This window comes from Pseudomonas sp. GM48 (genome assembly GCF_000282335.1).
GTDB lineage: Bacteria > Pseudomonadota > Gammaproteobacteria > Pseudomonadales > Pseudomonadaceae > Aquipseudomonas.
Genome location: NZ_AKJM01000089.1, coordinates 14,310 through 40,271, shown reverse-complemented (window position 1 = coordinate 40,271; position 25,962 = coordinate 14,310). Strand labels below are relative to the sequence as shown.

Genomic DNA, 25,962 nt, shown 5'->3' with positions numbered 1-25,962 from the left:
TCGATTTCCTTATGTCAGAAATTTCTGCAGCAAGTCGTTGAGGAAGAGTTGTCCGCGTTCGGTGGCTACCAGACGTGACGGTTCGACCTGCAACAGGCCGCTTTGTTCGGCTTCACGGCGTCCTTCAGCAAGGCTTTCCAGGGTCATGCCGGTACGTTCCGGGTATAGCCGCGATTCGACGCCTTCAGTCAGGCGCAACGCGTTCATCAGGAATTCGAACGGCATTTCATCGTTGCCCAGCGCTTTCTCGCCGGCCCGGAAGCTTTTTGCCGGATTCAGGTAATCCTTCGGCAAGCGGGTTTTCCAGGTGCGAACAATGCGCCCGTCCGGGTGACTGAGCTTGCCGTGGGCGCCGGCACCGATGCCAATGAAGTCGCCAAAACTCCAGTAATTGAGGTTGTGTCGCGCCGGACGTCCGGGCAGGGCATAGGCCGAGACTTCGTACTGGGCGTATCCGTGTTCAGCCAGCAGCGCTTGCCCGGCTTCCTGAATGTCCCACAGCGTGTCGTCTTCCGGCAGCGTCGGCGGCTGGTTCCAGAACACCGTGTTCGGTTCCAGGGTCAGTTGATACCACGACAGGTGTGTCGGTTTCAGGGCGATGGCTGTGCGCAGGTCGGCCAAGGCATCGTCCAGTGACTGATTCGGCAAGCCATGCATCAAGTCCAGATTGAAGTTGTCGAACCCGGCCTGCCGCGCCATGCCGGCGGCACGTACGGCTTCGTCGCCGTTGTGAATCCGCCCCAGGGCTTCGAGCTTTTCTTGCTGAAAACTCTGGATGCCGATCGACAGGCGATTGATGCCCAGCTTCCGGTATGCCACGAACTTGTCTTGCTCGAACGTACCCGGATTGGCTTCCAGCGTGATTTCGATGTCGCTGGCAAAGGGGATGCGTTGTTCGACGCCTTTGAGCAAGCGACCCAGCGAATCGGCACTGAACAGGCTCGGCGTGCCGCCACCAAAGAAGATCGAGCTCAGCTCACGACCATAGACGGCGTGCAGGTCCTGATCGAGGTCAGCCAGCAGTGCGTCGACGTACTCTTCTTCCGGCAGCACCGGGCTGGCGGTGTGGGAGTTGAAGTCGCAATAAGGGCATTTGCGTACACACCACGGAATGTGGATGTACAGCGCCAGGGGCGGCAGTACTGGCAGGGCCGCCCGAGGCGATTGAACGTCGCCGCCGAAGATCAGCGGCGACGCGGATGATTCACGGGTCATTTCAAGCCCAGACGCTGGCGCAGCAGATCCATTGCACGGGCGCGGTGGCTGATCTGGTTTTTGTCGCCCGGGCTCAACTCGGCGCTGGAGCAATCGCGCTCCGGCACCCAGAACAGCGGGTCGTAGCCAAAACCGTGTTCGCCGCTGGCCTGGGTCAGGATTCGCCCGTGCCACAAACCTTCACAGAGGATCGGCAATGGATCATCGGCGTGACGCACCAACGCCAGCACGCAGACGAACTGCGCACCACGCTCGGCTTCAGGCACGTCTTTCAACACGTCGAGCAGCTTGGCGTTGTTCGCTGCATCGCCCTTGCCGTCGGCATAGCGCGCCGAATAGATGCCTGGCGCACCACCGAGGAAATCCACCGCCAGCCCGGAATCGTCGGCCAGCGCTGGCAGGCCGGAAATGCGCGCGGCATTGCGGGCCTTGAGGATGGCGTTCTCGACGAACGACAGACCGGTTTCTTCAGGCTCGACGCTGCTGAACTCGCCGATCGAGCGCAGATGCACTGATTCGCCGAGCATGGCCTGGAGTTCCTTGAGTTTGCCGGCGTTATGGCTGGCCAATACGAGTTGCGTGAAGTTGATCATTGGCCGGGGAAGAGCTCTTGGTTGAAATTGATGGTGTTGATTTTGTCACCGGTCTGCACCTTGATGTCGAAAGTGCGGACCTCCGGTTGATCTACCGGATATTGTGCGATGTAGTAGATCGCGCCTTGTTCGGTGATCTGTTTGAACTTCAGTGGCACGGTCTGGCTGGTCAGGTCTTTGACCGAGCCGCTCACCTGGGCTATCAATGGCTTGCCTTCCTTGAGCACCGAGATATTGATCACGCCCTGGTTCTTGCTGCGGATCAGTTCGGCGGACTTGGCAATGTCCGGGGTCAGGTAAGTGGAGTTGAAGGTGTTGTAGTGCACCGTCACGTCGCCGAAGGTTTCCTGGCGCTCGCTCTTGATGGGTTCGGCGCCCATGGCGGTGACGCTCAGGCAGGCAGTGAGTAGAAGCAACGCTAGACGACCCATGATCGTTCTCCTTGAAATAGGGTGGATCAGACCGCGACCTTGTGGTCGGAAAGTCCCGGACTGCTGACGCGGTAGATTCCGATCTCACCTAACAGATTAGGCCATAGCTTACTGGCCCACCCGTGCCGATGCTGTTGATCCACGGCAAGCCGATCAATGACCTTCGCCTCACGTTCGCGACACAAGGCTTCAAAGTCCGCGAAGGTGCAGAAGTGAATGTTCGGTGTGTTGTACCAGGTGTACGGCAGGAACTCGGAAACCGGCATCCGGCCCTTGCTCGCCAGGTACCAGCGGCAGCGCCAGTGACCGAAGTTGGGGAAGGTGATGATGCATTGGCGACCGACACGCAGCATTTCGTCGAGGATCTTGTCCGGATAGTGCACTGCTTGCAGCGCCTGGGTCATGACCACGATGTCGAAACTGTTACTGGCAAAGTTGCCCAGGCCCTTGTCCAGGTCCTGCTCGATGACGTTGATGCCTTTGGCTACGCACTCGGCGATGTTGTCGGCGTCGTTTTCCAGGCCATAACCGGTGACTTGCTTGTTGTCGCGCAGCCAGGTCAGCAGTTCGCCATCGCCGCACCCGAGGTCGAGCACGCGGCTGCCGGCGGGGATCCATTCCTGGATGATTTCCAGATCAGCTCTCATGGCTTTCTCACAACGTAATGCGGTTCATGTAATTGCCGAATGCCTGCAGGTAGCGCGGGATCGGAATCAGGAAGGCGTCGTGGCCTTGCGGTGCGTCGATCTCGAGGTAGCAGACGTCCTTGCGCGCGGCCATCAGCGCGTCCACCAGTTCCCGCGAACGGGCAGGGGAGAAGCGCCAGTCGGTGGTGAACGACATCACGCAGAACTTGGCTTTGGCGCCTTCAAAGGTTTTTGCCAGGTTATCGTCGAAGTTCGCCGCCGGATCGAAGTAGTCGAGCGCTTTGGTCATCAACAGATATGTATTGGCATCGAAGCGCCCGGAGAACTCTTCGCCCTGATAACGCAGGTAGCTTTCAACCTGGAACTCGACGCTGTGGAAGTCGTAGTTGAGTTTTTCGCTCTTCAGCCCGCGGCCGAATTTCTCGCCCATGGAGTCATCGGACAGGTAGGTGATGTGCCCGACCATCCGCGCCAGCATCAGGCCGCGCTTGGGGATCACGTTGTGTTCCTGGAACGAACCGCCGTGGAATTCCGGGTCGGTGAGGATCGCCTGGCGCGCCACTTCGTTGAACGCGATGTTCTGTGCCGACAGCTTGGGCGCCGAGGCGATGGCCAGACAGTGACGGATGCGGTCAGGGTAGGTGATGCTCCATTGCATCGCCTGCATGCCGCCGAGGCTGCCGCCGATCACGGCCGCGAACTGGGCGATGCCGAGGCGATCGGCCAGGCGCGCCTGACTGTGCACCCAATCCTCGACGGTCAAGACCGGGAAGTCGGCGCCGAACGGCTTGCCAGTGTCCGGGTTGATGCTGCTCGGCCCGGTGGAGCCGTTGCAACCGCCAAGGTTGTTCAGGCTGACCACGAAGAATTTGTTGGTATCGATCGGCTTGCCCGGGCCGATGCAACTGTCCCACCAACCGGGTTTGCGGTCGTCGGCGCTGTGGTAGCCGGCGGCGTGGTGGTGTCCGGACAAGGCGTGGCAGATCAGCACGGCGTTGCTCGCCATGGCGTTCAACGTGCCATAGGTTTCGTAAATCAGGTCGTAGGCCGGGAGCGAGCGACCGCAAGCGAGGGCTAGGGGTTCGCTGAAGTGCGCCACTTGCGGCGTCACCAGACCAACAGAATCGGGGGGAAAGGCAGCTGGCATCGACCCTGCTCTCATTGAAATGAGGCGTAAGTCTAAAGACCGCTGGGGTTAGCGGCAAGCAAAGGCCGGGCCTGATTTCATTCATTCAGACCGAGGTGCGCCATTCGCGAGCAAGCCCGCTCCCACAGGGGAATGCATTCCAATGTGGGAGCGGGCTTGCTCGCGAATGAAGCGACTCGGTGGATCAGGCTGGACGCACCAGATCAGGCAAATCCGGCAACTTCTTCGGCGAACAAATTCGCACCCGTTTCTGCCGGTTCAACTCGCCGCTGATCAAACTGACCTGGCTCTTGGACACGCCAAAGGCCTTGGCCAGAAACGCCATCAGATACGCGTTGGCCTTGCCCTCGACTGGCGGAGCGGTCAGGCGAATCTTCAGGCGATCACCGTGCAGCCCGGCGAAGTCATCGCTACGGGCTGCCGGTTGCAGGTGACATTCCAGAATCAGGTCGTCACCGTCCCAGCGAAAGTAGCTCATCAGATCAGGCCGAGCAGCCCCTGCGGCATGAAGGCAAAGTACGCAAGGCGCGGGATCAGCCAGCTTTGCAGCAACTGGATCACGATGAACGCGAAGATCGGCGAGATGTCGAGCCCACCCAGGCTAGGGATGATCCGGCGGAACGGTGCAAGGACCGGTTCAGTGATCTGAGCGACCAGTTCTGCGCCAGGGTTGTGGCTACCCGGTGCAACCCAGGACAGAATCACACTGATGATCATCGCGTAGAACAGAACATTCAAAAACAGCGAGAAAAGGGCGATCAGAGCCCAAGGCACCAACAGCAGCAAGTCGACCTCGAAGCCTTTGAGCAGCAGGATGACCGCCATCAGCACTATCTGCACGACCAGCGCCAGTACCAGTGACGACATGTCCAGCCCGAACATGCTCGGGATGACCCGGCGCAGAGGCTTGAGCAGTGGTTGCGTGGCCTTGACGATGAACTGGCAGAGCGGGTTGTAGAAATTCGCCCGAACCAGTTGCAGGATGAAGCGCATCAGTACGATCAGCAGGTACAGGCTGCCAAGGGTTTTAATGATGAAAATGGCAGCGTCATTGAGTCCAAGCATCGTTGATTCCTTTGTAAGAGCTGATTAGCGACCGAGTTGCTCAGCCATCTCGGCCGAGCGATGCGCGGCAGCACTGAGTGCTTGTTCGACCAGGGCTTCAAAGCCATTGGCTTGGAACGACTTGATTGCAGCTTCCGTGGTGCCCGCGGGCGAGGTGACGCGGCGGCGCAGCTCGGCCGCGTCGACGTCGCTGGAGACGGCCATGTGTGCGGCACCCAGTGCGGTTTGCAGGGTCAGTTGCGCGGCGATGTCCGCCGGCAGGCCGAGTTTCACACCGGCGGCGGTCATGGCTTCGATCAGCAGGAAGAAATACGCCGGGCCGCTGCCGGAAACGGCGGTGACCGCGTCCAGTTGCTGCTCTTCGTTCAACCACAGGGCGATGCCGACTGCGGACAGCAGATCCTGGGCTTGCTGACGCTGTTCGGCGGTCACTTCGGCGGTAGCGAACAATCCGCTCACGCCCTGACGCAGCAGCGCCGGGGTATTGGGCATGCAGCGCACGATCGGCTGGGCGCCGAGCCAGTTGTTCATGCTGGCGCAGGTGATGCCTGCGGCAATCGACACCACCAGTTGATTGGGTTTTAGGCTTGGGCGGAGGGCTTCGCACACGGCTTTCATCGCCTGCGGCTTGACCGCCAGGACGACGACGTCGGCACCTTCGATGGCCTGGGCGTTGTCGGCGAAGGTTTCGATGCCGTGTTCAGCGCTCACGCGAGCGCGGGTTTCTTCGCCCGGATCGCTGGCGCGGATCTGCGCCGCTTCCAGACCCTTGGCCCGCAGGCCGCCGATCAGGCTGGCGGCCATGTTGCCGGCACCGATAAAGGCAATACGCGTCTTGCTCATGTCAGGTCCTTATTCAGATGTGTGTCAGCCATGGTTCATGGTTGACCGTAGTCGCGGGCACCAAACAGGGCCGTACCGATACGGACCCACGTGGCGCCTTGGGCGATGGCCGATTCGAGATCGTGGCTCATGCCCATGGAAAGTGTGTCGAGTGGCAGGTTCAGGCTGGCTTGCAGGCTTTGTACGGCAGCAAACGCAGCATCCTGGGCGGCGCGATCTTCAGTCGGCTCGGGAATTGCCATCAACCCGCGCAACTTCAGGCGTGGCAGAGCGCTGATGGCGTTGGCCAGAGCCGGCAGGTCGGCCGGGGTGCAGCCGGATTTGCTGGCTTCACCGCTGACATTGACCTGAATGCAGATGTTCAGTGGCGGCAAACCGGCGGGACGTTGTTCGGACAGGCGTTGTGCGATTTTCAGACGATCCACGGAATGCACCCAGTCGAAGTGCTCGGCGATAGCACGAGTCTTGTTCGATTGAATGGGGCCGATGAAGTGCCAGATCAAGGGCAGGTCGGCCAGTTCGAGTTGCTTGCCCAGCGCTTCCTGCAGGTAGTTCTCGCCAAAGTCGCGCAGGCCGGCGGCGTAGGCTTCACGCAGGTCTTGTGCGGGTTTGGTCTTGCTCACGGCTAGCAGTTGAACGCTGTTTTCGGCGCGGTTGGCGGCGAGTGTTGCGGCGTTTATACGCGAACTAACTTCGAGAATGTTGTCTGCTATGGTGGACATCAAGAGGCGCCAGCGGTCTGAAGGTTCGCGGCATTCTACTGGAATTGAGAGGCGCTATGGATATCACCGAACTGCTGGCATTCAGCGCCAAACAGGGCGCATCCGACCTGCACTTGTCCGCCGGCCTGCCGCCGATGATTCGGGTGGATGGCGATGTGCGGCGCATCAACCTGCCGGCCATGGACCACAAGCAGGTGCAGGCGCTGATCTACGCCATCATGAATGACACCCAACGGGCGGACTTCGAGAAGCACCTGGAAACCGACTTTTCCTTTGATGTGTCCGGTGTTGCGCGTTTTCGGGTCAATGCGTTCAACCAGAACCGTGGCGCAGGTGCCGTGTTTCGCACCATCCCGTCGAAAGTGCAGAGCATGGACGAACTGGGCATGGGAGAAGTGTTTCGCAAAATGACCGATGCTCCCCGTGGCCTGGTGCTGGTGACCGGTCCGACCGGCTCCGGCAAATCCACCACACTGGCGGCGATGATCGATTACCTGAACACCCATCGCCATCACCATATCCTCACGATTGAAGACCCCATCGAGTTTGTCCACGAATCGCGCAAATGCCTGATCAACCAGCGTGAAGTCCATCGCGATACCCGCAGCTTCGCCACGGCCTTGCGCTCGGCGCTACGGGAAGACCCTGACGTGATTCTGGTGGGCGAGATGCGTGACCTGGAGACCATTCGTCTGGCATTGACCGCCGCCGAAACCGGCCATCTGGTGTTCGGCACGCTGCACACCACGTCGGCGGCGAAAACCATCGACCGAGTGGTGGATGTATTTCCGGGGGACGAGAAGGCGATGGTGTGCTCGATGCTTTCCGAGTCGCTGCTGGCGGTGGTGTCCCAGACACTGGTGAAGAAGGTCGGTGGCGGGCGTGTTGCTGCCCACGAAATCATGCTGGGGACCTCGGCGATCCGCAATCTGATCCGCGAAGACAAGGTGGCGCAGATGTACTCGGCGATACAGACGGGAGGGGCGTTGGGCATGCAGACGCTGGATATGAGCTTGAAGAACCTGGTGACCAAGGGGTTGATCAGTCGTGATCATGCACAGGAGAAAGCGCGGTCGCCGGAAGGCTTTTGAGGAGGATGTGTGGTGCTTTCAAGGGCCTCTTCGCGAGCAAGCCCGCTCCCACAGGGGAATGCATTCCAAAGTGGGAGCGGGCTTGCTCGCGAAGGGGCCATTATGTTCGATACAGATTCAGGGCACTGAAATCAGCGCTGAACCACACGCAACTGATTCGGCTCTTTCGGCAGAACCCGCTTGGCAACCACGTAGTGGTTATCCCAGTACGGTTTATTCAAAGTGTCGATGGACACCGACTTGCCACGACGTGGCGCGTGGATGAAGCGGTCATTGCCCAAGTAAATGGCAACGTGATTGACCCGACGGCTCTTGATATTGAAGAAAATCAGGTCGCCCGGTTTCAGGTCGTTGCGATCGACTTTCTCCCCATGACCGCTGGCCATGGCGTTGGAGGTGCGTGGCAGGTCGAAGGTGGCGTCGTTGAACGCGTATTTCACCAGGCCGCTGCAATCGAAACCTTTGCTTGGGCTGCTGCCGCCCCAACGATAGGGAGTGCCGAGGACATTCACAGCGCGACTCAGCACGTTGCTGCTTTCCTTGGTGCCCATTGGTGGAACCAGGCCGCTTTTGTCGCTGGCCAGGGTTGGAGCATATTTAGCGGATTTTTTGTCTTTGCTCGAAGGAGCAGAGGCATGGGATTTTGGGGTGTAACCATTAACGTTAGGAAGACGTTGCTCACGATTGGTGGCGTGGGCGGCCAGTGGCATCAAAAGGCAAATGGTTAGCCATGTCTTGAAAAATGAACGCATTAGGCAAGGCTCTTAATAAGTTAGCGCGCAACTTTATAACAGCTTTTTTGCCGCTTCCGAGGCCGTTGGTCGATTCAACCTTGGGGGCAATGGTGGCAAAAATGCGGCAAAATGGCGCAATTGTCGGACAGGAGTCCGGTGTTACAAGGCTTTGACGGGGGTGAAGGTAGCACCTGCCATACGTCGGGTGCCTGTAAAAAAGTCACAAAGAATTAAAGAATATTTATCTATCGTGTGATTCGAGGCCATTCATGAACCCCTATCAACAGGCTGTCCCGCAGCAAGACACCCACAGCAAAGTGATCGGTTACCTGCTGTGGATTTTCGGTTTTACCGGCGCTCATCGCTTCTATTACGGCAAGCCGGTGACCGGGACGATCTGGTTCTTCACCTTTGGCTTGCTGGGGATCGGTTGGCTGATCGACCTGTTCCTGATCCCGTCCATGGACCGTGAAGCGGACCTGCGGTTCACCGCCGGGCCGATCGAATACAACGTGGCGTGGATTCTGCTGACGTTTCTCGGGGTATTCGGCGTGCACCGGATGTATCAGGGAAAATGGATCAGCGGGCTGCTGTACCTGCTGACGGGCGGGCTGTTCTTTATTGGCGTGCTGTATGACTTCTGGACGCTGAATGACCAGGTGTCGCTGCGCAACGCACAGCGTCGCTGATTAATGTGGCGAGGGAGCTTGCTCCCGCTGGGGCGCGTAGCGGCCCCAAGATGGGCCTGCTGCGCAGTCCAGCGGGAGCAAGCTCCCTCGCCACAGGGTCTTACGCCTGGTGGCTGATTCGCCCGTCCACCAGGGTGTAACGCACCACGCCCGGCAGGCTGTGGCCAATGAACGGGCAGTTTTCGCCCTTCGATAGCCAGTTTTCACCCGCGACGGTTGAAGCTGCCGGGTCGAACAGCACGATATCCGCCGCGCCACCTACCGCCAGGTTACCCGCTGGCAGGCGCAGGGCCTCGGCAGGGCCGGCGCTCAGGCGTTTGAGCAGCGTCGGCAGGTCCAGCAAGCCGTCTTCAACCAGGGTCATCGCCAGCGGCAGCAGTAGTTCAACGCTGCTGATGCCTGGCTCGGTCGCGCCGAACGGTGCCAGCTTGGCGTCACGCTCATGGGGTTGGTGGTGACTGGAGATGGCCGAGATCACGCCGGATTTCACCGCGGCGCGCAGGCCATCGCGGTCGGCGCGGGTGCGTAGCGGCGGCTGGACGTGATACAGGCTGCTGAAGTCGATCAGGGCCTCGTCGGTCAGGATCAGCTGGTACAGGGCGACATCTGCGGTCACCTTCAGGCCACGGGCCTGGGCCTGGGCGATCAGCTCCACGCCGCGAGCACTGGTGAGCTGGCTGAAGTGCGCGCGCACGCCGGTCTGTTCAACCAGCAGCAGATCCCGGGCGAGGGCGACGGTTTCGGCGCTTTCCGGAATGCCCGGCAAGCCAAGGAAACTGGCGGTCGGGCCTTCGTGGGCCAGGCCACCTTCGGCCAGGTCGTAGTCCTGGGAGTTGAAAATCACCGTCAGGTCGAAAGTCGCGGCATAGTCCAGTGCCCGGCACAGGGTGCGGGTGTTGCGGAAACTCTCCAGGCCATTGCCGAAAGCCACGCAACCGGCGTCGCGCAAGGCAACCAGCTCGGCGAGCTGTTCACCGTCCAGGCCTTTGCTCAGGGCACCAATCGGGAAGACTTTGGTGTTGCCGGCCTCACGGGCGCGGTCGAGGATCAGTTCGGCCACCGCCGAGGTGTCCAGTACCGGCTTGGTCTTCGGCGGGCAGCACAGGCTGGTGACGCCGCCAGCTGCCGCCGCGCGGGTTTCGCTGACAATCGTGCCTTTGCGGCTGTAACCCGGCTCGCGCAGGGCAACGTTGAGGTCGACCAGGCCGGGAGCGGCCACCAGGCCTTTGGCGTCGATCGTGTCGACGGCGACAAAACCGGCAGGCGCCGCGCCAAAGGCGACGACTTTGCAGGCTTCAATGTGGATATCAGTCACTTGATCCAGGCCACTGGCCGGATCGATCACGCGGGCGCCGAGAATGCTGAGTTTCACTGGGCGTTCTCCTGCTCGAATTGACGCTGGGCAGTCTGCCCGCTCATGGCCATGGACAGCACGGCCATACGAATGGCGATCCCGTAGGTCACCTGGTTGAGGATCACCGAGTGCGGGCCATCGGCCACCGCTGACTCGATTTCCACGCCACGGTTGATCGGTCCCGGGTGCATCACGATGGCATCGGGCTTGGCGCCGGCCAGGCGGGCGGTGGTCAGGCCGAACAGGCGATAGAACTCGCCTTCGCTCGGCAGCAGGCCGCCGGTCATGCGTTCACGCTGCAGGCGCAACATGATCACCACGTCGACGTCTTTCAGGCCTTCGGTCATGTCGGTGTAGACCTTCACGCCGTATTGCTCGATGCCGATCGGCAGCAGGGTTTTCGGTGCGATCACACGGATGTCCGGGCAACCGAGGGTTTTCAGGGCCAGCATGTTCGAGCGCGCAACCCGCGAGTGCAGAATGTCGCCGACAATGGCCACCGAAAGGTTTTCGAAGCCGCCCTTGTGCCGGCGGATGGTCAGCATGTCGAGCATGCCCTGGGTCGGGTGCGCGTGCCGGCCGTCACCGCCGTTGATGATCGCCACTTGCGGGCAGACATGTTCGGCGATGAAGTGCGCGGCACCCGAATCGCCGTGGCGCACGACAAACATGTCGGCGGCCATGGCTTCCAGGTTGCGCAGGGTGTCGAGCAGGGTTTCGCCCTTGCTCGCCGACGACGTGGACACGTTGAGGGTGATCACGTCCGCCGACAGGCGTTGAGCCGCCAGTTCGAAGGTGGTGCGGGTGCGGGTCGAGTTCTCGAAGAACACGTTGCACACGGTCTTGCCGCGCAGCAACGGGACTTTCTTGACGGCCCGGGCGCCGACTTCGAGGAAGGAGTCGGCGGTGTCGAGGATTTCCGTCAGCAGCTCGCGGCGCAAACCGTCGAGCGAGAGGAAATGGCGCAGCTGGCCCTGGTCATTGAGCTGCAGCGGGCGCTTGGTTTCTAGAGGCGTCATCGCAAGGGGGACTCTCAATAGGGCGAATTAAAGGGCGAGGTCTTGCAGTTCGAGCGCGAGCTCCGGGCCAGACAACTTCACGCGTTCGTGGGCCGCCAGTGACAGGGTGGCGCCGACCACGTTCGGGCGGATCGGCAGTTCGCCGGCGTCCAGGTCCAGCAGGCACACCAGCGTCACGCTGGCCGGGCGGCCGTAGTCGAACAATTCGTTCATGGCCGCGCGGATGGTGCGACCGCTCATCAGTACGTCGTCGATCAGCACCAGGTGCTGGCCTTCGATCTCGAACGGCAGCGCCGAAGGGCGAACCTGCGGGTGCAGGCCGTTCTGGCTGAAATCGTCGCGGTAGAAAGAAACGTCCAGGGTGCCGAGGGGCTCATTGCTGCCCAGTTCCTTGAGCAGGGCCTGGGCCACCCAGACGCCGCCGGTACGAATACCGATGAAACGCGGGTCGCTGATGCCTCGTTTGACCAGATAGGCGTCAAGTCGGGTCGCCATCTGGCTGATCAGTTCGACGGGATTGGGCAGGCTCATGGTTGCTCCTTCTTGGGCCCGGGCCGGCTTGTGCGGGAAGTGGCTCGGGTTGTAGCTAAGAGAGACGCACAGCGGTTCTTCAGGATTCAAACAGTGCGGTGTTTTCGTCAAGCCAGCCTTGCAGCAGCAGGGCGGCAGCGATGGCGTCGACGGGGTTGTCGCGGTAACTGCCTTTCTGGCCGCCCCGGGCCAGGCGTTCGCCCTTGGCCTCGAAGGTGGTCAGGCGTTCATCGTGGGTATAAAAGGGCAGGTTGAAGCGGCCGTTCAGGCGCCGGGCGAACTTTTCCGCGCGGGCGCACATGTCACTGGGCGTGCCGTCCATGTTCAACGGCAGGCCGACCACCACGGCATCGGGTTTCCACTCTTTGATGAGGGCTTCGACCTGTTTCCAGTCGGGAATGCCGTTTTGCGCTTTCAGGGTGCACAGCTCGCGAGCCTGGCCGGTAACCACCTGGCCGACCGCAACGCCGATCTGTTTGGTGCCGTAGTCGAATCCGAGAATCAGCCGCAGGGCCATCAGGCGTGCCCCGCCTGGCTGGTCAGCAGGCTGAGGTTGACGCCCAGGTGTCTGGCGGCCGCTTCCAGACGAAGTTCGCTGCTGGTGTTGAACAGGATGTCGGCGTCATACGGGCAGTTCAGCCAGGCGTTCTGCGCCAGTTCGGCTTCAAGCTGCCCGGCTTCCCAACCGGCGTAACCGAGGGCGATCAGGCTTTTCGCCGGGCCGATGCCGTCAGCGATGGCGAACAGCACATCCTGGGACGTCGACAGCGACAACTCGCCTTCCAGATCAACGGTTGCCTGGAAGCTCAGCCCCTTGGGGTGCAGGACGAAGCCGCGATCGGTCTGCACCGGGCCGCCGATAAAGATCGGCACATGCTGGCAGAGTGCAGGCGGTTCGATTTCCGGGCGCAATTGCTCAAGGATATCGGCCAGGTTCAGCTCTTGCGGACGGTTGACCACCAGCCCCATGGCACCATTGGCCGTGTGCTCGACGATGTAGGTCAAGGTGTGCGCAAAGTTCGGGTCGGCCATGTGGGGCATGGCGATCAGGAATTGATGCTTGAGGTAGCTGGGAATGACGTTTTTCATGTGCGCTAGTGTGGCGTTCGGGGGGCGAACTGACAAGCTGGGGATGCCGCAAATTGGCTGTCGACACCGAACAAATGTGGGAGCGGGCTTGCTCGCGAAGGTGTTGTGTCAGTCGAGATCAATGTTGAATGAATGACTGCTTTCGCGAGCAAGCCCGCTCCCACAGGGGATTTGTGGCGGTCAGTTGCTGGAAAGTCGATCGCCGCGGGCAAATTTCCAGGTGCGGATAATTTCCAGTCGGTCGATATCCGACAAATCCCCGGTAAATGGTGCAAACGGCGCCGCCAGCCGGACGATCCGCTGTGCCGCCTGGTCCAGCAGCGGCTGGCCTGAAGATTCCAGCACCAGCACCTCATACAGCGAACCGTCACGATTGATCGACACCATCAAACGCAAATTGCCGTAGATCTGTTTGCGCCGCGCTTCGTCGGGGTAGTTGAGGTTGCCGATACGCTCGACTTTCTTGCGCCATTCGTCCTTGTACCAGGCGCCCTTGTCGCGCATGGTCGAGGCCGCGCTCAAGCGGTGAATACGCGGGCGCTTGGCGTATAGCTGTTGTTCGGCGGCCAGTTCCGCTTCGAGGCTGGCGATGTCGCTGGACAGTTGCTCGCTGTCGAACGTCGGCGCCTGGATCTGGGGTTTGACTTCGGTCTTGGGCTCCTCGGTCTTGGCCGGGGCTTTTTTCGGCTTTGGCGCCACGGTGGTCACGGCAGCCTTCGGCGGGGCTTCCTGCACTTCAGGCTTGGCGGCCGGCGGTGGCGTGACTTTCTGCACCTTGTTGTCCTGGAACGGCGCGACCTCGGTGGTCTTGGGAATCGCCTTTTTATCCAGGGTGCCGCTGCCTTGCTGATTCTCTTGCGCGAGGAAGTCGGCCTTTTCAGGCTTCTTTTCGCTTTTGAAGGTGGCGAGGGTGATTTCTAGGGTTTTGCTGATCTGCTTGGGCTCGACCACTGCGAATCCGACGCCCAGCAGCAAGGCCAGGTGGATCAGTGCCGCCAGAAACAGGGTAAAACCGAGGCGATCGGCCGGGCGCACGCCACGGTGGGCGAGTTCGGCAGGCAGATCGGACGGGAGGGTCATGGCACAAAAACCAACATCGCGTTTTTACGGGCCCGGCATGATAACGCAATGTTGGTTTTTAGCTTCAAGCTTCAAGCTGCAAGCGACAAGCTGTAGAGGGGCAGCTTCAAGCTTGCTGCTTGAGGCTTGCAGCTTGCAGCTGCTTCTCAATGGCATCCATGAGCATGCCGCCAATGTCGGTGCCGAACGCGTTATCAATCTCGCGAATGCAGGTCGGGCTGGTGACGTTGATCTCGGTCAGGTGTTCGCCGATCACGTCCAGGCCAACGAACAACAGGCCTTTTTCCCGCAGGGTCGGGCCGACTTGCGCGGCGATCCAGCGGTCCTTGTCGGTCAGCGGACGGGCTTCGCCACGGCCACCGGCAGCGAGGTTGCCACGGGTTTCACCCTGGGCCGGAATCCGTGCCAGGCAGTAATCGACAGGCTCGCCGTTGATCATCAGGATGCGCTTGTCGCCGTCCTTGATTGCCGGCAGGTAGGCCTGGCCCATGATCTGCTGGGCGCCGAGGGCGGTCAGGGTTTCGAGGATCACCGACAGGTTTGGATCGCCCGCGCGGTGACGGAAAATCGAAGTGCCGCCCATGCCGTCCAGCGGCTTGAGAATCACATCGCCATGTTTGGCGGCGAATTCACGCAGCACGTCGGCGCGGCGGCTGACCACGGTCGGCGGCGTGCACTGCGGGAACAGCGTGGCGAACAGTTTTTCGTTGCAGTCGCGCAGGCTTTGCGGCTTGTTGACCACCAGCACGCCAGCGCGCTCGGCCTGTTCCAGCAAATAAGTGGAGTAGACGAACTCCATGTCGAACGGCGGATCCTTGCGCATCAGGATCACGTCCAGGTCGCTCAGCAACGCGTCGCTTTCGGCGCCCAGTTCGAACCATTTTTCCGGATTGGCGAACACCTGCAGCGGACGCATCCGGGCCCGGGCCTGGCCCTCACCTTGATACAGGTCGCGCTGTTCCATATAGAACAATTCCCAGCCACGCTTCTGCGCGGCCAGCAGCATGGCCAGCGAGCTATCCTTTTTATAGGAAATGCTGGCGATAGGGTCCATGACAATCCCGACGCGAACGCTCATTGGGTTTTCCTCGAAAATTGGGTGGCCTGTGTCTATCTGTAGGAGCGAGCTCGCTCGCGATAAACCTGAGAACCCCACGGGGTGTCAGGCTTTGCGTGTCATCGTTGACGATCATCGCGAGCAAGCTCGCTCCTACAAAAGATCAGCGTATAAAAGTGGCGTCAGAGTGGCGCTGAGTGTGTTCCCGGTCAAGGAAAAACCATCGCCCCGGTCGGCCGATAGATTGGTTCTGGAGACTGTGCTAAAAAGGCTGCCATGCCGTGCTGGCCCTTGAGTATCAAGGGTTTCGAGCCGCCAATTACCCGTAAGCGGACAATTTGATTCGTAAAGGCGACGCAGAGCATCTTATGGAACAGCACCCCAGCGCCTTGAAAGTCATGGTGATCGACGATTCGAAGACGATTCGTCGCACTGCCGAAACGCTGCTCAAGAACGTCGGGTGCGAGGTCATTACGGCCATTGACGGCTTCGATGCCCTGGCCAAGATTGCCGACAACCACCCCGGCATCATCTTTGTCGACATCATGATGCCGCGCCTGGATGGTTATCAGACCTGCGCCTTGATCAAGAACAACAGCGCGTTCAAGTCCACGCCAGTGATTATGCTGTCATCCAAGGACGGGCTGTTCGACAAGGCCAAGGGGCGTATCGTCGGCTCCGACCAGTTTTTGACCAAGCCTTTCAGCAAGGAAGAATTGCTTGATGCGATCCAGGCCCATGTGCCTGGCTTCGCCGCCGTTTTGCCGCAGTAGGACACGCACAGTGACGCTCGGCCATCGGGCCCGGCGCCGACAAGAAATGGGGAAGACCATGGCACGTATTCTGATCGTCGATGATTCGCCGACCGAAATGTACAAACTGACTGGCATGCTGGAAAAGCACGGTCATGAAGTGTTGAAAGCCGAAAACGGCGCCGACGGCGTGGCCCTGGCCCGCCAGGAAAAGCCCGACGCGGTGCTGATGGACATCGTCATGCCTGGCCTCAACGGCTTCCAGGCGACCCGCCAACTGACCAAGGACCCGGAAACCGGGCACATCCCGGTGATCATCATCACCACCAAGGATCAGGAAACCGACAAGGTCTGGGGCACTCGCCAGGGCGCCAGGGACTACCTGACCAAACCGGTCGATGAAGACACCCTGATCAAAACCCTGAACAACGTGCTGGCCGGTTGATCGTCAGGCCATGAACGAAGCGCTGACGGCTTTCGAACTGCTGCTGCAAATCGACCAGCGCTGTCGTTTGCTGGCGGCGGACTTGCCGTCCCAGCCGGCCCGGCGGGACAGCTGGAGCGGCATCGGTTTTCGCCTGGGCGAGCACTGGTACGTCGCGCCCATGAGCGAAGTCAGCGAAGTCTTGCACGAGCCGCGCTTTACCCAGCTACCGGGGGTCAAACCCTGGGTCAAGGGTGTCGCCAACCTGCGCGGGCGTTTGCTGCCGGTCATGGATTTGTGCGGCTTCTTCGGGCACGAGCTTTCGGCGGTGCGCCGACAGCGGCGGGTTTTGGTGGTGGAACATGAAGAGGTGTTTGCCGGGTTGCTGGTCGATGAAGTCTTCGGCCTCCAGCACTTTGCCCAGGACAGCCTGGAGCCGGTGTCGGCAGACGAGTTGAAGGGGGCGATGGCGGCGTTCGTCAAAGGCCGGTTTCAACGTGAGCAGTGCTGGCAGGTGTTCAGCCCGTTTGCGTTGACGCAGTCCCAGGGATTCATGAACGTCGCGGTTTAACCGGAACAACACAGATCCAATGTGGGAGCGGGCTTGCTCGCGAAGGCGGTAGATCAGCCAATATCAATGTTGAATGGACTGCCGCCTTCGCGAGCAAGCCCGCTCCCACAGGGTTCCGGACAGGCCCGGAAATGGGTAAACAGGCGAGGACCGATGATAAAAGCAAAAGCAGGCAAGCCAGTCGAAGGGTCGCGCAGCCGGTCGCAGATTATCGTGCTGTTCATCGCGCTGATCGTCTTCATCATGCTGCTGTTCGCCAACTTCGCGTACCTCAACACCCAGGCGATCTACGACAAACAGTACATCGGCCACGCCGGCGAACTGCGCGTGCTGTCCCAGCGTATCGCCAAGAACGCCACCGAAGCCGCCGCCGGCAAGGCTGCCGCGTTCAAATTGCTCAGCGATGCGCGCAACGATTTTGCCCAGCGCTGGGGTTATCTGAAGAAGGGCGACCCGGCCACCGGTCTGCCGCCGGCCCCCGCCACCGTGCGTCCAGAGATGCGTGCGGTGCAACAGGACTGGGAACGCCTGCTGAAAAACACCGATGCGATTCTTTCCAGCGAGCAAACCGTACTGTCGCTGCATCAGGTCGCCGCGACCCTGGCCGAAACCGTGCCGCAATTGCAGGTCGAGTACGAAAAAGTCGTCGAGATCCTCCTGCAACGGGGCGCCCCGGCGGCCCAGGTGGCGATGGCCCAGCGCCAGTCGCTGCTGGCCGAGCGGATCCTCGGCGCGGTCAACACGGTATTGGCCGGCGACGAAAATTCACAGCAGGCCGCCGATGCGTTCGGACGTGACGCGACGCAGTTCGGCAAGGTGCTCAATGGCATGCTCCAGGGCGACCCGGCGCTCAAGGTCAGCCAGGTCGAAGACCGCGACGCCCGTGCGCGACTCGCGGACATCGCCGAATTGTTCGAGTTCGTCTCGGGCTCGGTGGACGAAATCCTCGAAACCTCGCCGGAGCTGTTCAAGGTCCGCGAATCGGCCTCGAACATTTTCAGTCTGTCGCAAACCCTGCTCGACGAAGCCTCTCACCTGGCCAGCGGTTTCGAAACCATGGTCGGTGGACGCACCACCGACACCATTGGCGGTTATGTACTGGGCTTGCTGGCGCTGGCTTCGATCATCCTGATCGGCATGGTAATGGTGCGCGAAACCAATCGTCAGCTGCGGGAAACCGCCGAGAAAAACGAGCGTAACCAGAACGCGATCATGCGCTTGCTCGACGAGATCGAAGACCTGGCCGACGGCGACCTCACGGTGACTGCCTCGGTGACAGAAGACTTTACCGGCACCATCGCCGACTCGATCAATTACTCCGTCGACCAGTTGCGCGATCTGGTCGCGACCATCAACCTCACTGCCGGCCAGGTCGCCGCCGCCGTGCAGGAAACCCAGGCCACCGCCATGCACCTGGCCCAGGCCTCGGAGCATCAGGCCCAGCAGATTTCCGAAGCGTCCATGGCGATCAACGACATGGCCGAGTCCATCGACCAGGTGTCGGCCAATGCCGCTGAATCTTCGGCGGTTGCCGAACGCTCGGTGGAAATCGCCAACAAGGGCAACGAGGTGGTGCACAACACCATCCACGGCATGGACAACATTCGCGAGCAGATCCAGGACACCGCCAAGCGCATCAAGCGCTTGGGCGAGTCCTCCCAGGAAATCGGCGACATTGTCAGCCTGATCGATGACATTGCCGACCAGACCAACATCCTCGCCCTCAACGCGGCCATCCAGGCCTCCATGGCCGGTGACGCCGGTCGCGGTTTTGCCGTGGTCGCCGATGAAGTGCAGCGGCTGGCCGAGCGTTCATCCGCCGCCACCCGGCAGATCGAAACCCTGGTGCGGGCGATCCAGACCGACACCAACGAAGCGGTCATCTCCATGGAGCAGACTACGACCGAGGTGGTGCGTGGCGCCCGTCTGGCGCAGGATGCCGGTGTGGCCCTGGAGGAAATCGAGGGTGTGTCGAAGACGCTCGCGGCGCTGATCCAGAGCATCTCCAATGCCGCGCAACAACAGACGTCGTCGGCCGGTCAGATTTCCCTGACGATGAACGTGATCCAGCAGATCACCTCGCAGACGTCGTCGGGTTCCACCGCCACGGCCGACAGCATCGGCAACCTGGCGAAAATGGCCAGTCAGCTGCGTCGTTCGGTGTCCGGTTTCACCTTGCCGGATGCCAAGGCACAGGTTGTGGATAAAGCTTGAACCGCCCATGGGTATCTGAATTGTGATTGGAGTGGTTATGGGTGATCGGCACGACTACGTGGCCCTCGAGTGGGTCAAGGGCGAGATTGCCGAAACGCTGAAACAGGCTCATCACGCGATCGAAAACCTGCTCGATGACCCGCAGGCGACGCAGGCGCTGGATGAATGCCTGGCGTGCATCCATCAGGTCCACGGCAGTTTGCAGATGGTCGAGTTCTATGGCGCGGCGTTGCTCGCCGAAGAAATGGAACAACTGGCCGTGGCCTTGCAGGGCAACCGTGTCAGCCATCGCGACGAGGCGTTGCACCTGTTGATGCAGGCCCTCGGGCAATTGCCGATCTACCTTGACCGGGTGCAAGGTGCGCGCCGCGATTTGCCACTGGTGGTGTTGCCCCTGATCAACGACCTGCGCAGCGCCCGTGGCGAAAGCCTGCTGTCGGAAACCAGCCTGTTCAGCCCGCAATTGCTCGAGTTGCCAGCGTTGGGTGCAGAAACGCTGGCGCAGCTGGAACCGGACGAATTACCCAATGTGCTGCGCAAGTTGCGGCAGATGCTGCAAATGGCGCTGGTCGGCTTCCTGCGTGAACAGGACAGCGACACCAATCTCGATTACCTGGCCAAGGTCTTCGCCCGCCTCGAAGCACTGTGCGGCAACGCCCCCCTGAGCCCGTTGTGGCAAGTGGCTTCGGCCCTGGTCGAAGGCATGCAGGGCGGTGCGATTGCCAACAGCCCGGCCTTGCGCAGCCTGTTCCGGGATGCCGACAAGGAACTCAAGCGCCTGCTCGAAGAAGGCATGCGCGGCATCAATCAACCGGCACCGCCGGAGCTGCTCAAGAGTTTGCTCTTCTATATTGCCAAGGCCGAACATCCCACCGGGCAGATGCTGACCATGAAAGAACGCTACTCACTGGACGACGCGCTGCCCGACAGCGCGATGGTCGATGAAGAACGCGCGCGGCTGGCCGGTCCCGACCGTGACGCCATGCGCTCGGTGCTGGCAGCGCTGTGCGAAGAGCTGGTGCGGGTCAAGGAGCGCCTGGATCTGTTCGTGCGCAGTGACCGCCAGCACACCTCTGACCTCGACAGCTTGCTGGCGCCGCTGCGGCAAATTGCCGACACCCTGGCGGTCCTGGGCTTCGGCCAGCCGCGCAAGGTGATCATCGATCAATTGGCCGTGGTGCTCAGCCTCGCTCAGGGCCAGCGAGAACCCAACGATGCGATCCTCATGGACGTTGCCGGGGCCTTGCTGTACGTCGAAGCGACGCTGGCCGGCATGGTCGGTACCGTGGAGCCGGAGAGCCAGGATGACAACCGCCTGCCGACCACCGACCTGACGCAGATCCATCAGATCGTGATCAAGGAGGCCCGCATCTGTTTGCAGCAGGCCAAGGACATGATCGTCGACTACATCGACGCCGATTGGGACCGCCAGCATTTGCAGGCGCTGCCGGCCTTGCTGACCCAGGTGCGCGGCGCGCTGGCGATGATTCCGTTGAGCCGGGCGGCGAGCCTGGTCGAAACCTGCAATCACTTTATCCGCGAGCACCTGCTGCTCGAGCCGGGTCAACCGGGCTGGCAGGAGCTGGACAGCCTGGCCGACGTGATCAGCAGTATCGAGTACTACCTCGAGCGCCTTAGTGATGACCCGCAAGCGCAGGGTGAAAACCTGCTCGATGTCGCGGAAAACAGCCTGGCGAGCCTCGGGTTTTTCCCCAGTGAGCAGCATGTGCCAGTGCTTGATGAGGTGCTCAGCCCGAGCGAAGCGCAGGTCATGCAGATGATGCAGGAACTGGATGATCCGCAGATCGTCCAGACCCTGGCCGATGTGCTCGCCAGCCCGGTCTCGAGCCTGAACCCGCCGGCCCTGAACACCCCGGGCAGCCTGCTGCCGCCGCCCGCCGGCGAAGAGCCGGTGGACGAGGAACTGCGCGAAGTGTTCCTCGAGGAAACCGACGAAGTCCTGGAAATCCTGCGCGAGTACTTGCCGCGCTGGTCGGTCAACCCCGACAACCGCTCGGCCCTGAGCGAACTGCGCCGCGCCTTCCACACCCTCAAGGGCAGCGGCCGCATGGTGCGCGCCCTAGTGCTGGGGGAGCTGGCCTGGGCCGTGGAAAACCTGCTCAACCGCGTACTGGAGGACAGCGTGGAGCCAGGCGCTACGGTCCAGCAATTGGTCGGCGATGTGCTGCATCTGCTGCCGGAACTGGTGGCTGAATACGCCGCCAATGCCCAGCGTCAGCGCAACGATGTCGACCAGTTGGCCGCCCGTGCCCATGCCCTGGCCAAGGGCGATGAACCGGTGTCCGATGAGGATACGCAAGACGTCGCGGCCCTCGACCCGTTGTTGCTGGAGATCTTCCGCAAAGAAGCCGAAACGCACCTCGGCACGCTGGACCGCTTCCTTGATCAGGCCGCCGAACATGTGCCGTTGCAGGCCAGCGACGAGTTGCAGCGCGCCTTGCACACCCTCAAGGGCAGTGCCTCCATGGCCGGTGTCTTGCCGATTGCCGAGCTGGCCGCACCGCTGGATCAACTGGCCCGGGAATACAAGGCGCACCTGATTGCGCTGGATCTGGATGAAGTCGAACTGTTGCTGGAAGCGGGGGGGCTGTTTCGCCTCGGCTTGCGTCAGCTCAAGCGCGATCCGCTGGCGCAAATTCCCGGTGCCCTGCATTTGATTGAGCGAGCCAGGGCACTGCAGGCCGAGCGTCTGGAATCCCTCCTGAGCACACCGAATACCGGGCTGCGGATCAAGCGCGATCCGCAGTTGATCAACAACTTCCTCGCCCAGGGCATGGACATCCTGCTGGACGCTGAAAGCCTGTTGCAGCGTTGGCAGCAACACCCCGGCGAACGTCAGGAACTCAGCGCGCTGCTGGACGAGTTGACCACCCTCGGCGAAGGCGCCCATCTGGCCGACCTGCATCCGGTGGATGAGCTGTGCGAAGCGTTGCTCGACCTGTACGGTGCCGTGGAAGAAAGCAGCCTGGCGGTCAGCGAGCGGTTTTTCCATGAGGCACAGAATGCCCACGAAGCGCTGATCAACATGCTCGATGAACTGGCCGCCGGCCAGGAAGTCAGCCCGCAACCGCAACGGATCAGGGCCTTGCGCGAACTGCTCGACGAGAGCCTTGATCCGTCGGCCATGGGCCTGATCCGCAGTGATGGCAGCCGCACCCTGAACATCCGCGAATTGGGGGCTGCCACCGAGGAACTTGAACGTACGCTACCCCCTGCCCCTGTAGGAGCGAGCTCGCTCGCGATGGACTCAAATGCGCCGCGCTTATCCAATGACAACGCGTCATCGTTAACGCCCATCGCGAGCGAGCTCGCTCCTACAGGAGAGGGGCGCGAACTGGACGATGAAATCGTTGCGATCTTCCTTGAAGAAGCGGTGGATATCCTCGAAAGCGCCGGCCAGGCCTTGCAGCGCTGGTTGCGCGACTCGGACAACGCCGCGCCGCTGTCGTCCCTGCACCGGGATTTGCACACCCTCAAAGGCGGCGCGCGCATGGCCGAGGTCGGGCCGGTCGGCGATCTGGCCCATGAACTGGAAAGCCTTTACGAAGGTCTGGTGGATCGTCGCTACGCCTACAGCGAGTCATTGGCGGTGCTGTTGCAGCAGAGCCATGACCGCTTGGCGCAGTACCTTGACCAGTTACAGCACAACCAGCCCCTGGACGATTGCGCTGAGCTGATCGAGGCCATTCGCGCCTACCGGCAGGGCCACTCGGGCGCCGCCGAGGTCAGCGAACTGGCGGCCACTAATGACTCGGCCGCCCATGATCCGGAGTTGCTGGAGATCTTCCTCGAGGAAGGTTTCGACATCATCGAAAGCTCCGGGGCGGCGCTGGAGCGCTGGCAGGCCCAGCCTTCGAATCGCCAGGAAGTGGAAACCCTGCTGCGCGACCTGCACACCCTCAAGGGTGGCGCGCGCATGGTGGAAATCGCCGCGATTGGCGATCTGGCCCATGAGCTGGAGTTCCTCTACGAAGGCCTGTCCACTGGCGTGCTGCAACCGACGGCGCCGTTGTTCGCGCTGTTGCAGCGCAGCCATGACCGTCTGGCGCAGATGCTCGACGCGGCCCGCGCCGGTGAGCCGATGCCGCCGGCCGACCGCCTGATCGATGCGATCAAGAACTTCAGTCACCCGGTCGTGCCTGAAGCGCCCGCGCCGGTTGCGCCGCCAGCCACGCCCAAGGCCGAGCCGCTGGCACCGCCGCCCGATGCCGGCGCCGACATGGTCAAGGTCTCGGCGGAGCTGCTCGACGATCTGGTCAACCTGGCCGGTGAAACATCGATCTTCCGTGGCCGGATCGAACAGCAGGTCAACGATGCACACATTGCTCTGAGCGAGATGGAAACCACCATCGAACGGATGCGCGACCAGTTGCGCCGACTCGATACCGAAACCCAGGGGCGGATCCTCAGTCGCCAGCAAGTCGACGCCGAACGCCTGGGCTACGAAGAATTCGACCCACTGGAAATGGACCGCCATTCACAGTTGCAGCAACTGTCCCGGGCGCTGTTCGAATCGGCCTCCGACTTGCTCGACCTCAAGGAAACCCTCGAGCGACGCAATCAGGATACGGAAAACCTGCTGCAACAGCAGGGCCGCATCAACACCGAACTGCAGGAAGGCCTGATGCGCACGCGCATGGTGCCGTTCGAGCGCATGCTCCCGCGTTTGCAGCGCATCGTCCGCCAGGTGTCCAGCGAGCTGGGCAAGGACGTGGATTTCATCGTCGATAACGCCGAAGGTGAAATGGATCGCAACGTCCTCGAACGCATGGCCGCGCCACTGGAACACATGCTGCGCAACGCCGTCGACCACGGCCTGGAGTCCGTCGAAGCGCGGCTGGCGGCGGGGAAACCGGCCAAGGGCAAGATCACCCTCGATCTGTTGCGCGAAGGTGGCGACATCATTTTTGACATTCGCGACGACGGCGCCGGTGTGCCGCTGGACGCGGTGCGGCGCAAGGCGATCAAGCGCGGCCTGCTCGCCCCGGACAGCGTCATCAGTGATCACGATGTGTTGCAGTTCATCCTGCAACCGGGGTTCTCCACCGCCGAGAAAATCACCCAGATCTCCGGGCGCGGCGTCGGCATGGACGTGGTGCACGAAGAGGTGCGGCAACTGGGCGGCACCATGAGCATCGACTCGGTGCCCGGGCAGGGCGTGCATTTTCGCATTCGCCTGCCGTTTACCGTATCGGTCAACCGGGCGCTGATGGTGCAGTGCGGTGAAGACCAGTATGCGATCCCGCTCAATACCATCGACGGCATCGTTCGTGTCCTGCCCAATGAGCTTGAAGGCTATTTCCGTTTCGATGCGCCGACCTACGAATACGCCGGGCAACGTTACGAGCTGTGCTATCTGGGCGAGCTGCTGAAAACCAGCCCGCGTCCGAAACTGTTGGGCCAGAGCCTGCCATTGCCGGTGTTGCTGGTGCAGTGCAACGAACGGCACATCGCGGTGCTGGTGGACGCCATGGCCGGCACTCGCGAAATCGTGGTCAAGAGCCTGGGGCCGCAGTTTGCGGCGGTGCAAGGGGTGTCCGGGGCGACGATTCTCGGGGATGGCCGGGTGGTGCTGATTCTGGATTTGCTGGCGCCGATCCGCGCCATGCAAGCCCGTGTACCCCAGCGTCCGGCGGGGCAGGAGGTCGAGGTCGAACCGCATCGGCCGTTGCTGGTGATGGTGGTCGACGACTCGGTCACCGTACGCAAGGTCACCAGCCGCTTGCTCGAACGCCACGGCATGAACGTGCTAACCGCCAAGGACGGGGTCGATGCCATGCTGCTGCTTGAAGAGCACATGCCCGACCTGATGCTGCTGGACATCGAGATGCCGCGCATGGACGGCTTCGAAGTCGCGACGCAAGTGCGCAACGACGAACGCCTGCAACACCTGCCAATCATCATGATCACCTCCCGCACCGGGCAGAAGCACCGCGACCGCGCCATGGCCATCGGCGTCAACGACTACCTTGGCAAGCCGTACCAGGAATCGGTGCTGCTCGAAAGCATCGCCTTGTGGAGCAAGACCCATGCTTGAGCACCGCACCAGCAACCTCACCGGCCTGCTGCTGCCGTTGGCCGACCGCAACCTGATCCTGCCCAACGTCGCCGTGGCCGAGCTGATCGATTACCAGCAACCGGGGACCTTCGACCTCGACACACCGCCGTGGTACCTGGGCCTGGTGACGTGGCGCGAACGGCAGATACCACTGCTGAGTTTCGAGTCGGCATGCGGGCAGAAAACTGTCATTGGCGAGCGTGCGCGGATCGTCATTCTCAATACCCTTGGCGGGCGCCCCGAGCTGAAATTCATCGCACTGCTGGTGCAGGGGATTCCGCGCTCCTGCAAACTCGATAGTCAGTTGAGTTATGTGGACGTGCCGTTGTGTACGCTGGAACAGGCGGCGGTGCAGGTGGGGGAGCAGGTGGCGAAAGTGCCGGATCTGTTGGCGCTGGAGGCGTTGCTGGTGGATGCCGGGTTGGTCGACTGATTGCGGTTTTTGTGTTGATTGTGCTGGCCTCTTCGCGAGCAAGCCCGCTCCCACACTGGATTTGTGTTCGCCGCGGATCCAGTGTGGGAGCGGGCTTGCTCGCGAAGGCGCCAGTCCAAACAACCATTACTCCAAGCGTAACGATCCGCCACTCTGCTTGATTGATGCCCCCACCCAACACT

The 25,962-nt window shown here is 61.4% G+C and carries 25 protein-coding genes; 8 read left to right on the top strand and 17 right to left on the bottom strand.

Annotation, left to right across the window (positions count from 1 at the left end):
• Positions 1–9: 9 nt before the first annotated feature.
• The 9 genes from hemW to PMI28_RS12395 all read right to left on the bottom strand — a co-directional run bounded on the left by hemW (position 10) and on the right by PMI28_RS12395 (position 6,663).
• Positions 10–1,215, bottom strand: a complete 1,206-nt coding sequence (gene hemW / locus PMI28_RS12355) for a radical SAM family heme chaperone HemW (RefSeq protein ID WP_007987825.1) — start codon at positions 1,213–1,215, stop codon at positions 10–12.
• On the bottom strand, positions 1,212–1,808 hold the full coding sequence (gene rdgB, locus PMI28_RS12360; RefSeq protein WP_007987823.1) for an RdgB/HAM1 family non-canonical purine NTP pyrophosphatase: 597 nt from the start codon (positions 1,806–1,808) through the stop codon (positions 1,212–1,214). Before rdgB ends, hemW begins: the two co-directional genes overlap by 4 nt.
• A complete protein-coding gene (locus PMI28_RS12365) occupies positions 1,805–2,239 on the bottom strand; it encodes a DUF4426 domain-containing protein (protein WP_007987821.1) in 435 nt (144 codons plus the stop codon). The genes rdgB and PMI28_RS12365 overlap by 4 nt, the downstream gene beginning before the upstream one ends.
• 26 nt (positions 2,240–2,265) lie before the next feature.
• A complete protein-coding gene (gene metW, locus PMI28_RS12370; protein ID WP_007987819.1) occupies positions 2,266–2,886 on the bottom strand; it encodes a methionine biosynthesis protein MetW in 621 nt (206 codons plus the stop codon).
• Positions 2,887–2,893: 7 nt separating this feature from the next.
• A complete protein-coding gene (gene metX / locus PMI28_RS12375; RefSeq protein ID WP_007987818.1) occupies positions 2,894–4,033 on the bottom strand; it encodes a homoserine O-succinyltransferase MetX in 1,140 nt (379 codons plus the stop codon).
• 184 nt (positions 4,034–4,217) lie between these two features.
• Entirely contained in the window at positions 4,218–4,511 is a 294-nt protein-coding gene (locus PMI28_RS12380) for a DUF167 domain-containing protein (RefSeq protein ID WP_007987815.1), read from the bottom strand.
• A complete protein-coding gene (locus tag PMI28_RS12385) occupies positions 4,511–5,098 on the bottom strand; it encodes a YggT family protein (protein WP_007987813.1) in 588 nt (195 codons plus the stop codon). Before PMI28_RS12385 ends, PMI28_RS12380 begins: the two co-directional genes overlap by 1 nt.
• A gap of 24 nt (positions 5,099–5,122) precedes the next feature.
• Complete coding sequence (proC, locus tag PMI28_RS12390; RefSeq protein ID WP_007987812.1) at positions 5,123–5,941, bottom strand: pyrroline-5-carboxylate reductase; 819 nt, start codon at positions 5,939–5,941, stop codon at positions 5,123–5,125.
• A gap of 35 nt (positions 5,942–5,976) precedes the next feature.
• The gene (locus PMI28_RS12395) at positions 5,977–6,663 is read right to left on the bottom strand and encodes a YggS family pyridoxal phosphate-dependent enzyme (RefSeq protein WP_007987811.1); all 687 of its coding nucleotides are present in this window, start codon (positions 6,661–6,663) and stop codon (positions 5,977–5,979) included.
• A 56-nt stretch (positions 6,664–6,719) separates the two neighbouring features.
• On the opposite strand from PMI28_RS12395, the gene PMI28_RS12400 reads away from it, so the two are divergent.
• Entirely contained in the window at positions 6,720–7,754 is a 1,035-nt protein-coding gene (locus tag PMI28_RS12400) for a type IV pilus twitching motility protein PilT (RefSeq protein ID WP_007987809.1), read from the top strand.
• A gap of 131 nt (positions 7,755–7,885) precedes the next feature.
• Here PMI28_RS12400 and PMI28_RS12405 read toward each other — a convergent pair whose 3' ends face one another.
• Entirely contained in the window at positions 7,886–8,506 is a 621-nt protein-coding gene (locus PMI28_RS12405) for a C40 family peptidase (RefSeq protein WP_007987807.1), read from the bottom strand.
• A gap of 251 nt (positions 8,507–8,757) precedes the next feature.
• Between PMI28_RS12405 and PMI28_RS12410 the strand changes: the two genes are divergently transcribed.
• Positions 8,758–9,177, top strand: coding sequence for an NINE protein (locus PMI28_RS12410; protein WP_007987805.1), 420 nt, complete (start codon positions 8,758–8,760; stop codon positions 9,175–9,177).
• A gap of 100 nt (positions 9,178–9,277) precedes the next feature.
• Here the strand turns inward: PMI28_RS12410 and PMI28_RS12415 are convergent, their stop codons facing one another.
• The 7 genes from PMI28_RS12415 to gshB form a co-directional block, all read right to left on the bottom strand.
• Complete coding sequence (locus PMI28_RS12415; protein ID WP_007987802.1) at positions 9,278–10,549, bottom strand: dihydroorotase; 1,272 nt, start codon at positions 10,547–10,549, stop codon at positions 9,278–9,280.
• Positions 10,546–11,550 (bottom strand): aspartate carbamoyltransferase catalytic subunit, encoded by a 1,005-nt coding sequence (locus PMI28_RS12420; RefSeq protein ID WP_007939362.1) that lies wholly within the window; start codon positions 11,548–11,550, stop codon positions 10,546–10,548. Before PMI28_RS12420 ends, PMI28_RS12415 begins: the two co-directional genes overlap by 4 nt.
• Before the next feature lie 27 nt (positions 11,551–11,577).
• A complete protein-coding gene (pyrR, locus tag PMI28_RS12425) occupies positions 11,578–12,081 on the bottom strand; it encodes a bifunctional pyr operon transcriptional regulator/uracil phosphoribosyltransferase PyrR (RefSeq protein WP_007987800.1) in 504 nt (167 codons plus the stop codon).
• Between the two features lie 79 nt (positions 12,082–12,160).
• Complete coding sequence (ruvX, locus tag PMI28_RS12430; RefSeq protein ID WP_007987798.1) at positions 12,161–12,598, bottom strand: Holliday junction resolvase RuvX; 438 nt, start codon at positions 12,596–12,598, stop codon at positions 12,161–12,163.
• Positions 12,598–13,170 (bottom strand): YqgE/AlgH family protein, encoded by a 573-nt coding sequence (locus PMI28_RS12435; protein WP_007987796.1) that lies wholly within the window; start codon positions 13,168–13,170, stop codon positions 12,598–12,600. Before PMI28_RS12435 ends, ruvX begins: the two co-directional genes overlap by 1 nt.
• A 180-nt stretch (positions 13,171–13,350) precedes the next feature.
• Positions 13,351–14,250: an energy transducer TonB gene (locus PMI28_RS12440; RefSeq protein ID WP_007987795.1), complete on the bottom strand. Its 900-nt coding sequence runs from the start codon at positions 14,248–14,250 to the stop codon at positions 13,351–13,353.
• A gap of 106 nt (positions 14,251–14,356) precedes the next feature.
• Positions 14,357–15,328 (bottom strand): glutathione synthase, encoded by a 972-nt coding sequence (gene gshB / locus PMI28_RS12445; protein WP_007987793.1) that lies wholly within the window; start codon positions 15,326–15,328, stop codon positions 14,357–14,359.
• Between the two features lie 347 nt (positions 15,329–15,675).
• On the opposite strand from gshB, the gene pilG reads away from it, so the two are divergent.
• From pilG to PMI28_RS12475, 6 genes are all read left to right on the top strand, one after another.
• A complete protein-coding gene (gene pilG / locus PMI28_RS12450) occupies positions 15,676–16,080 on the top strand; it encodes a twitching motility response regulator PilG (RefSeq protein ID WP_007987791.1) in 405 nt (134 codons plus the stop codon).
• A gap of 58 nt (positions 16,081–16,138) precedes the next feature.
• Positions 16,139–16,504: a twitching motility response regulator PilH gene (gene pilH / locus PMI28_RS12455; protein ID WP_007987790.1), complete on the top strand. Its 366-nt coding sequence runs from the start codon at positions 16,139–16,141 to the stop codon at positions 16,502–16,504.
• A gap of 10 nt (positions 16,505–16,514) precedes the next feature.
• Positions 16,515–17,054, top strand: coding sequence for a chemotaxis protein CheW (locus PMI28_RS12460; protein WP_007987788.1), 540 nt, complete (start codon positions 16,515–16,517; stop codon positions 17,052–17,054).
• 153 nt (positions 17,055–17,207) lie between these two features.
• The gene (locus PMI28_RS12465; RefSeq protein WP_007987786.1) at positions 17,208–19,268 is read left to right on the top strand and encodes a methyl-accepting chemotaxis protein; all 2,061 of its coding nucleotides are present in this window, start codon (positions 17,208–17,210) and stop codon (positions 19,266–19,268) included.
• 37 nt (positions 19,269–19,305) lie between these two features.
• Positions 19,306–25,326 carry an Hpt domain-containing protein gene (locus PMI28_RS12470; RefSeq protein ID WP_007987784.1) on the top strand — a complete coding sequence of 2,007 codons (6,021 nt, stop codon included), beginning with the start codon at positions 19,306–19,308 and terminating at the stop codon, positions 25,324–25,326.
• Positions 25,319–25,780, top strand: coding sequence for a chemotaxis protein CheW (locus PMI28_RS12475; protein ID WP_007987783.1), 462 nt, complete (start codon positions 25,319–25,321; stop codon positions 25,778–25,780). The genes PMI28_RS12470 and PMI28_RS12475 overlap by 8 nt, the downstream gene beginning before the upstream one ends.
• Positions 25,781–25,962: the final 182 nt, after the last annotated feature.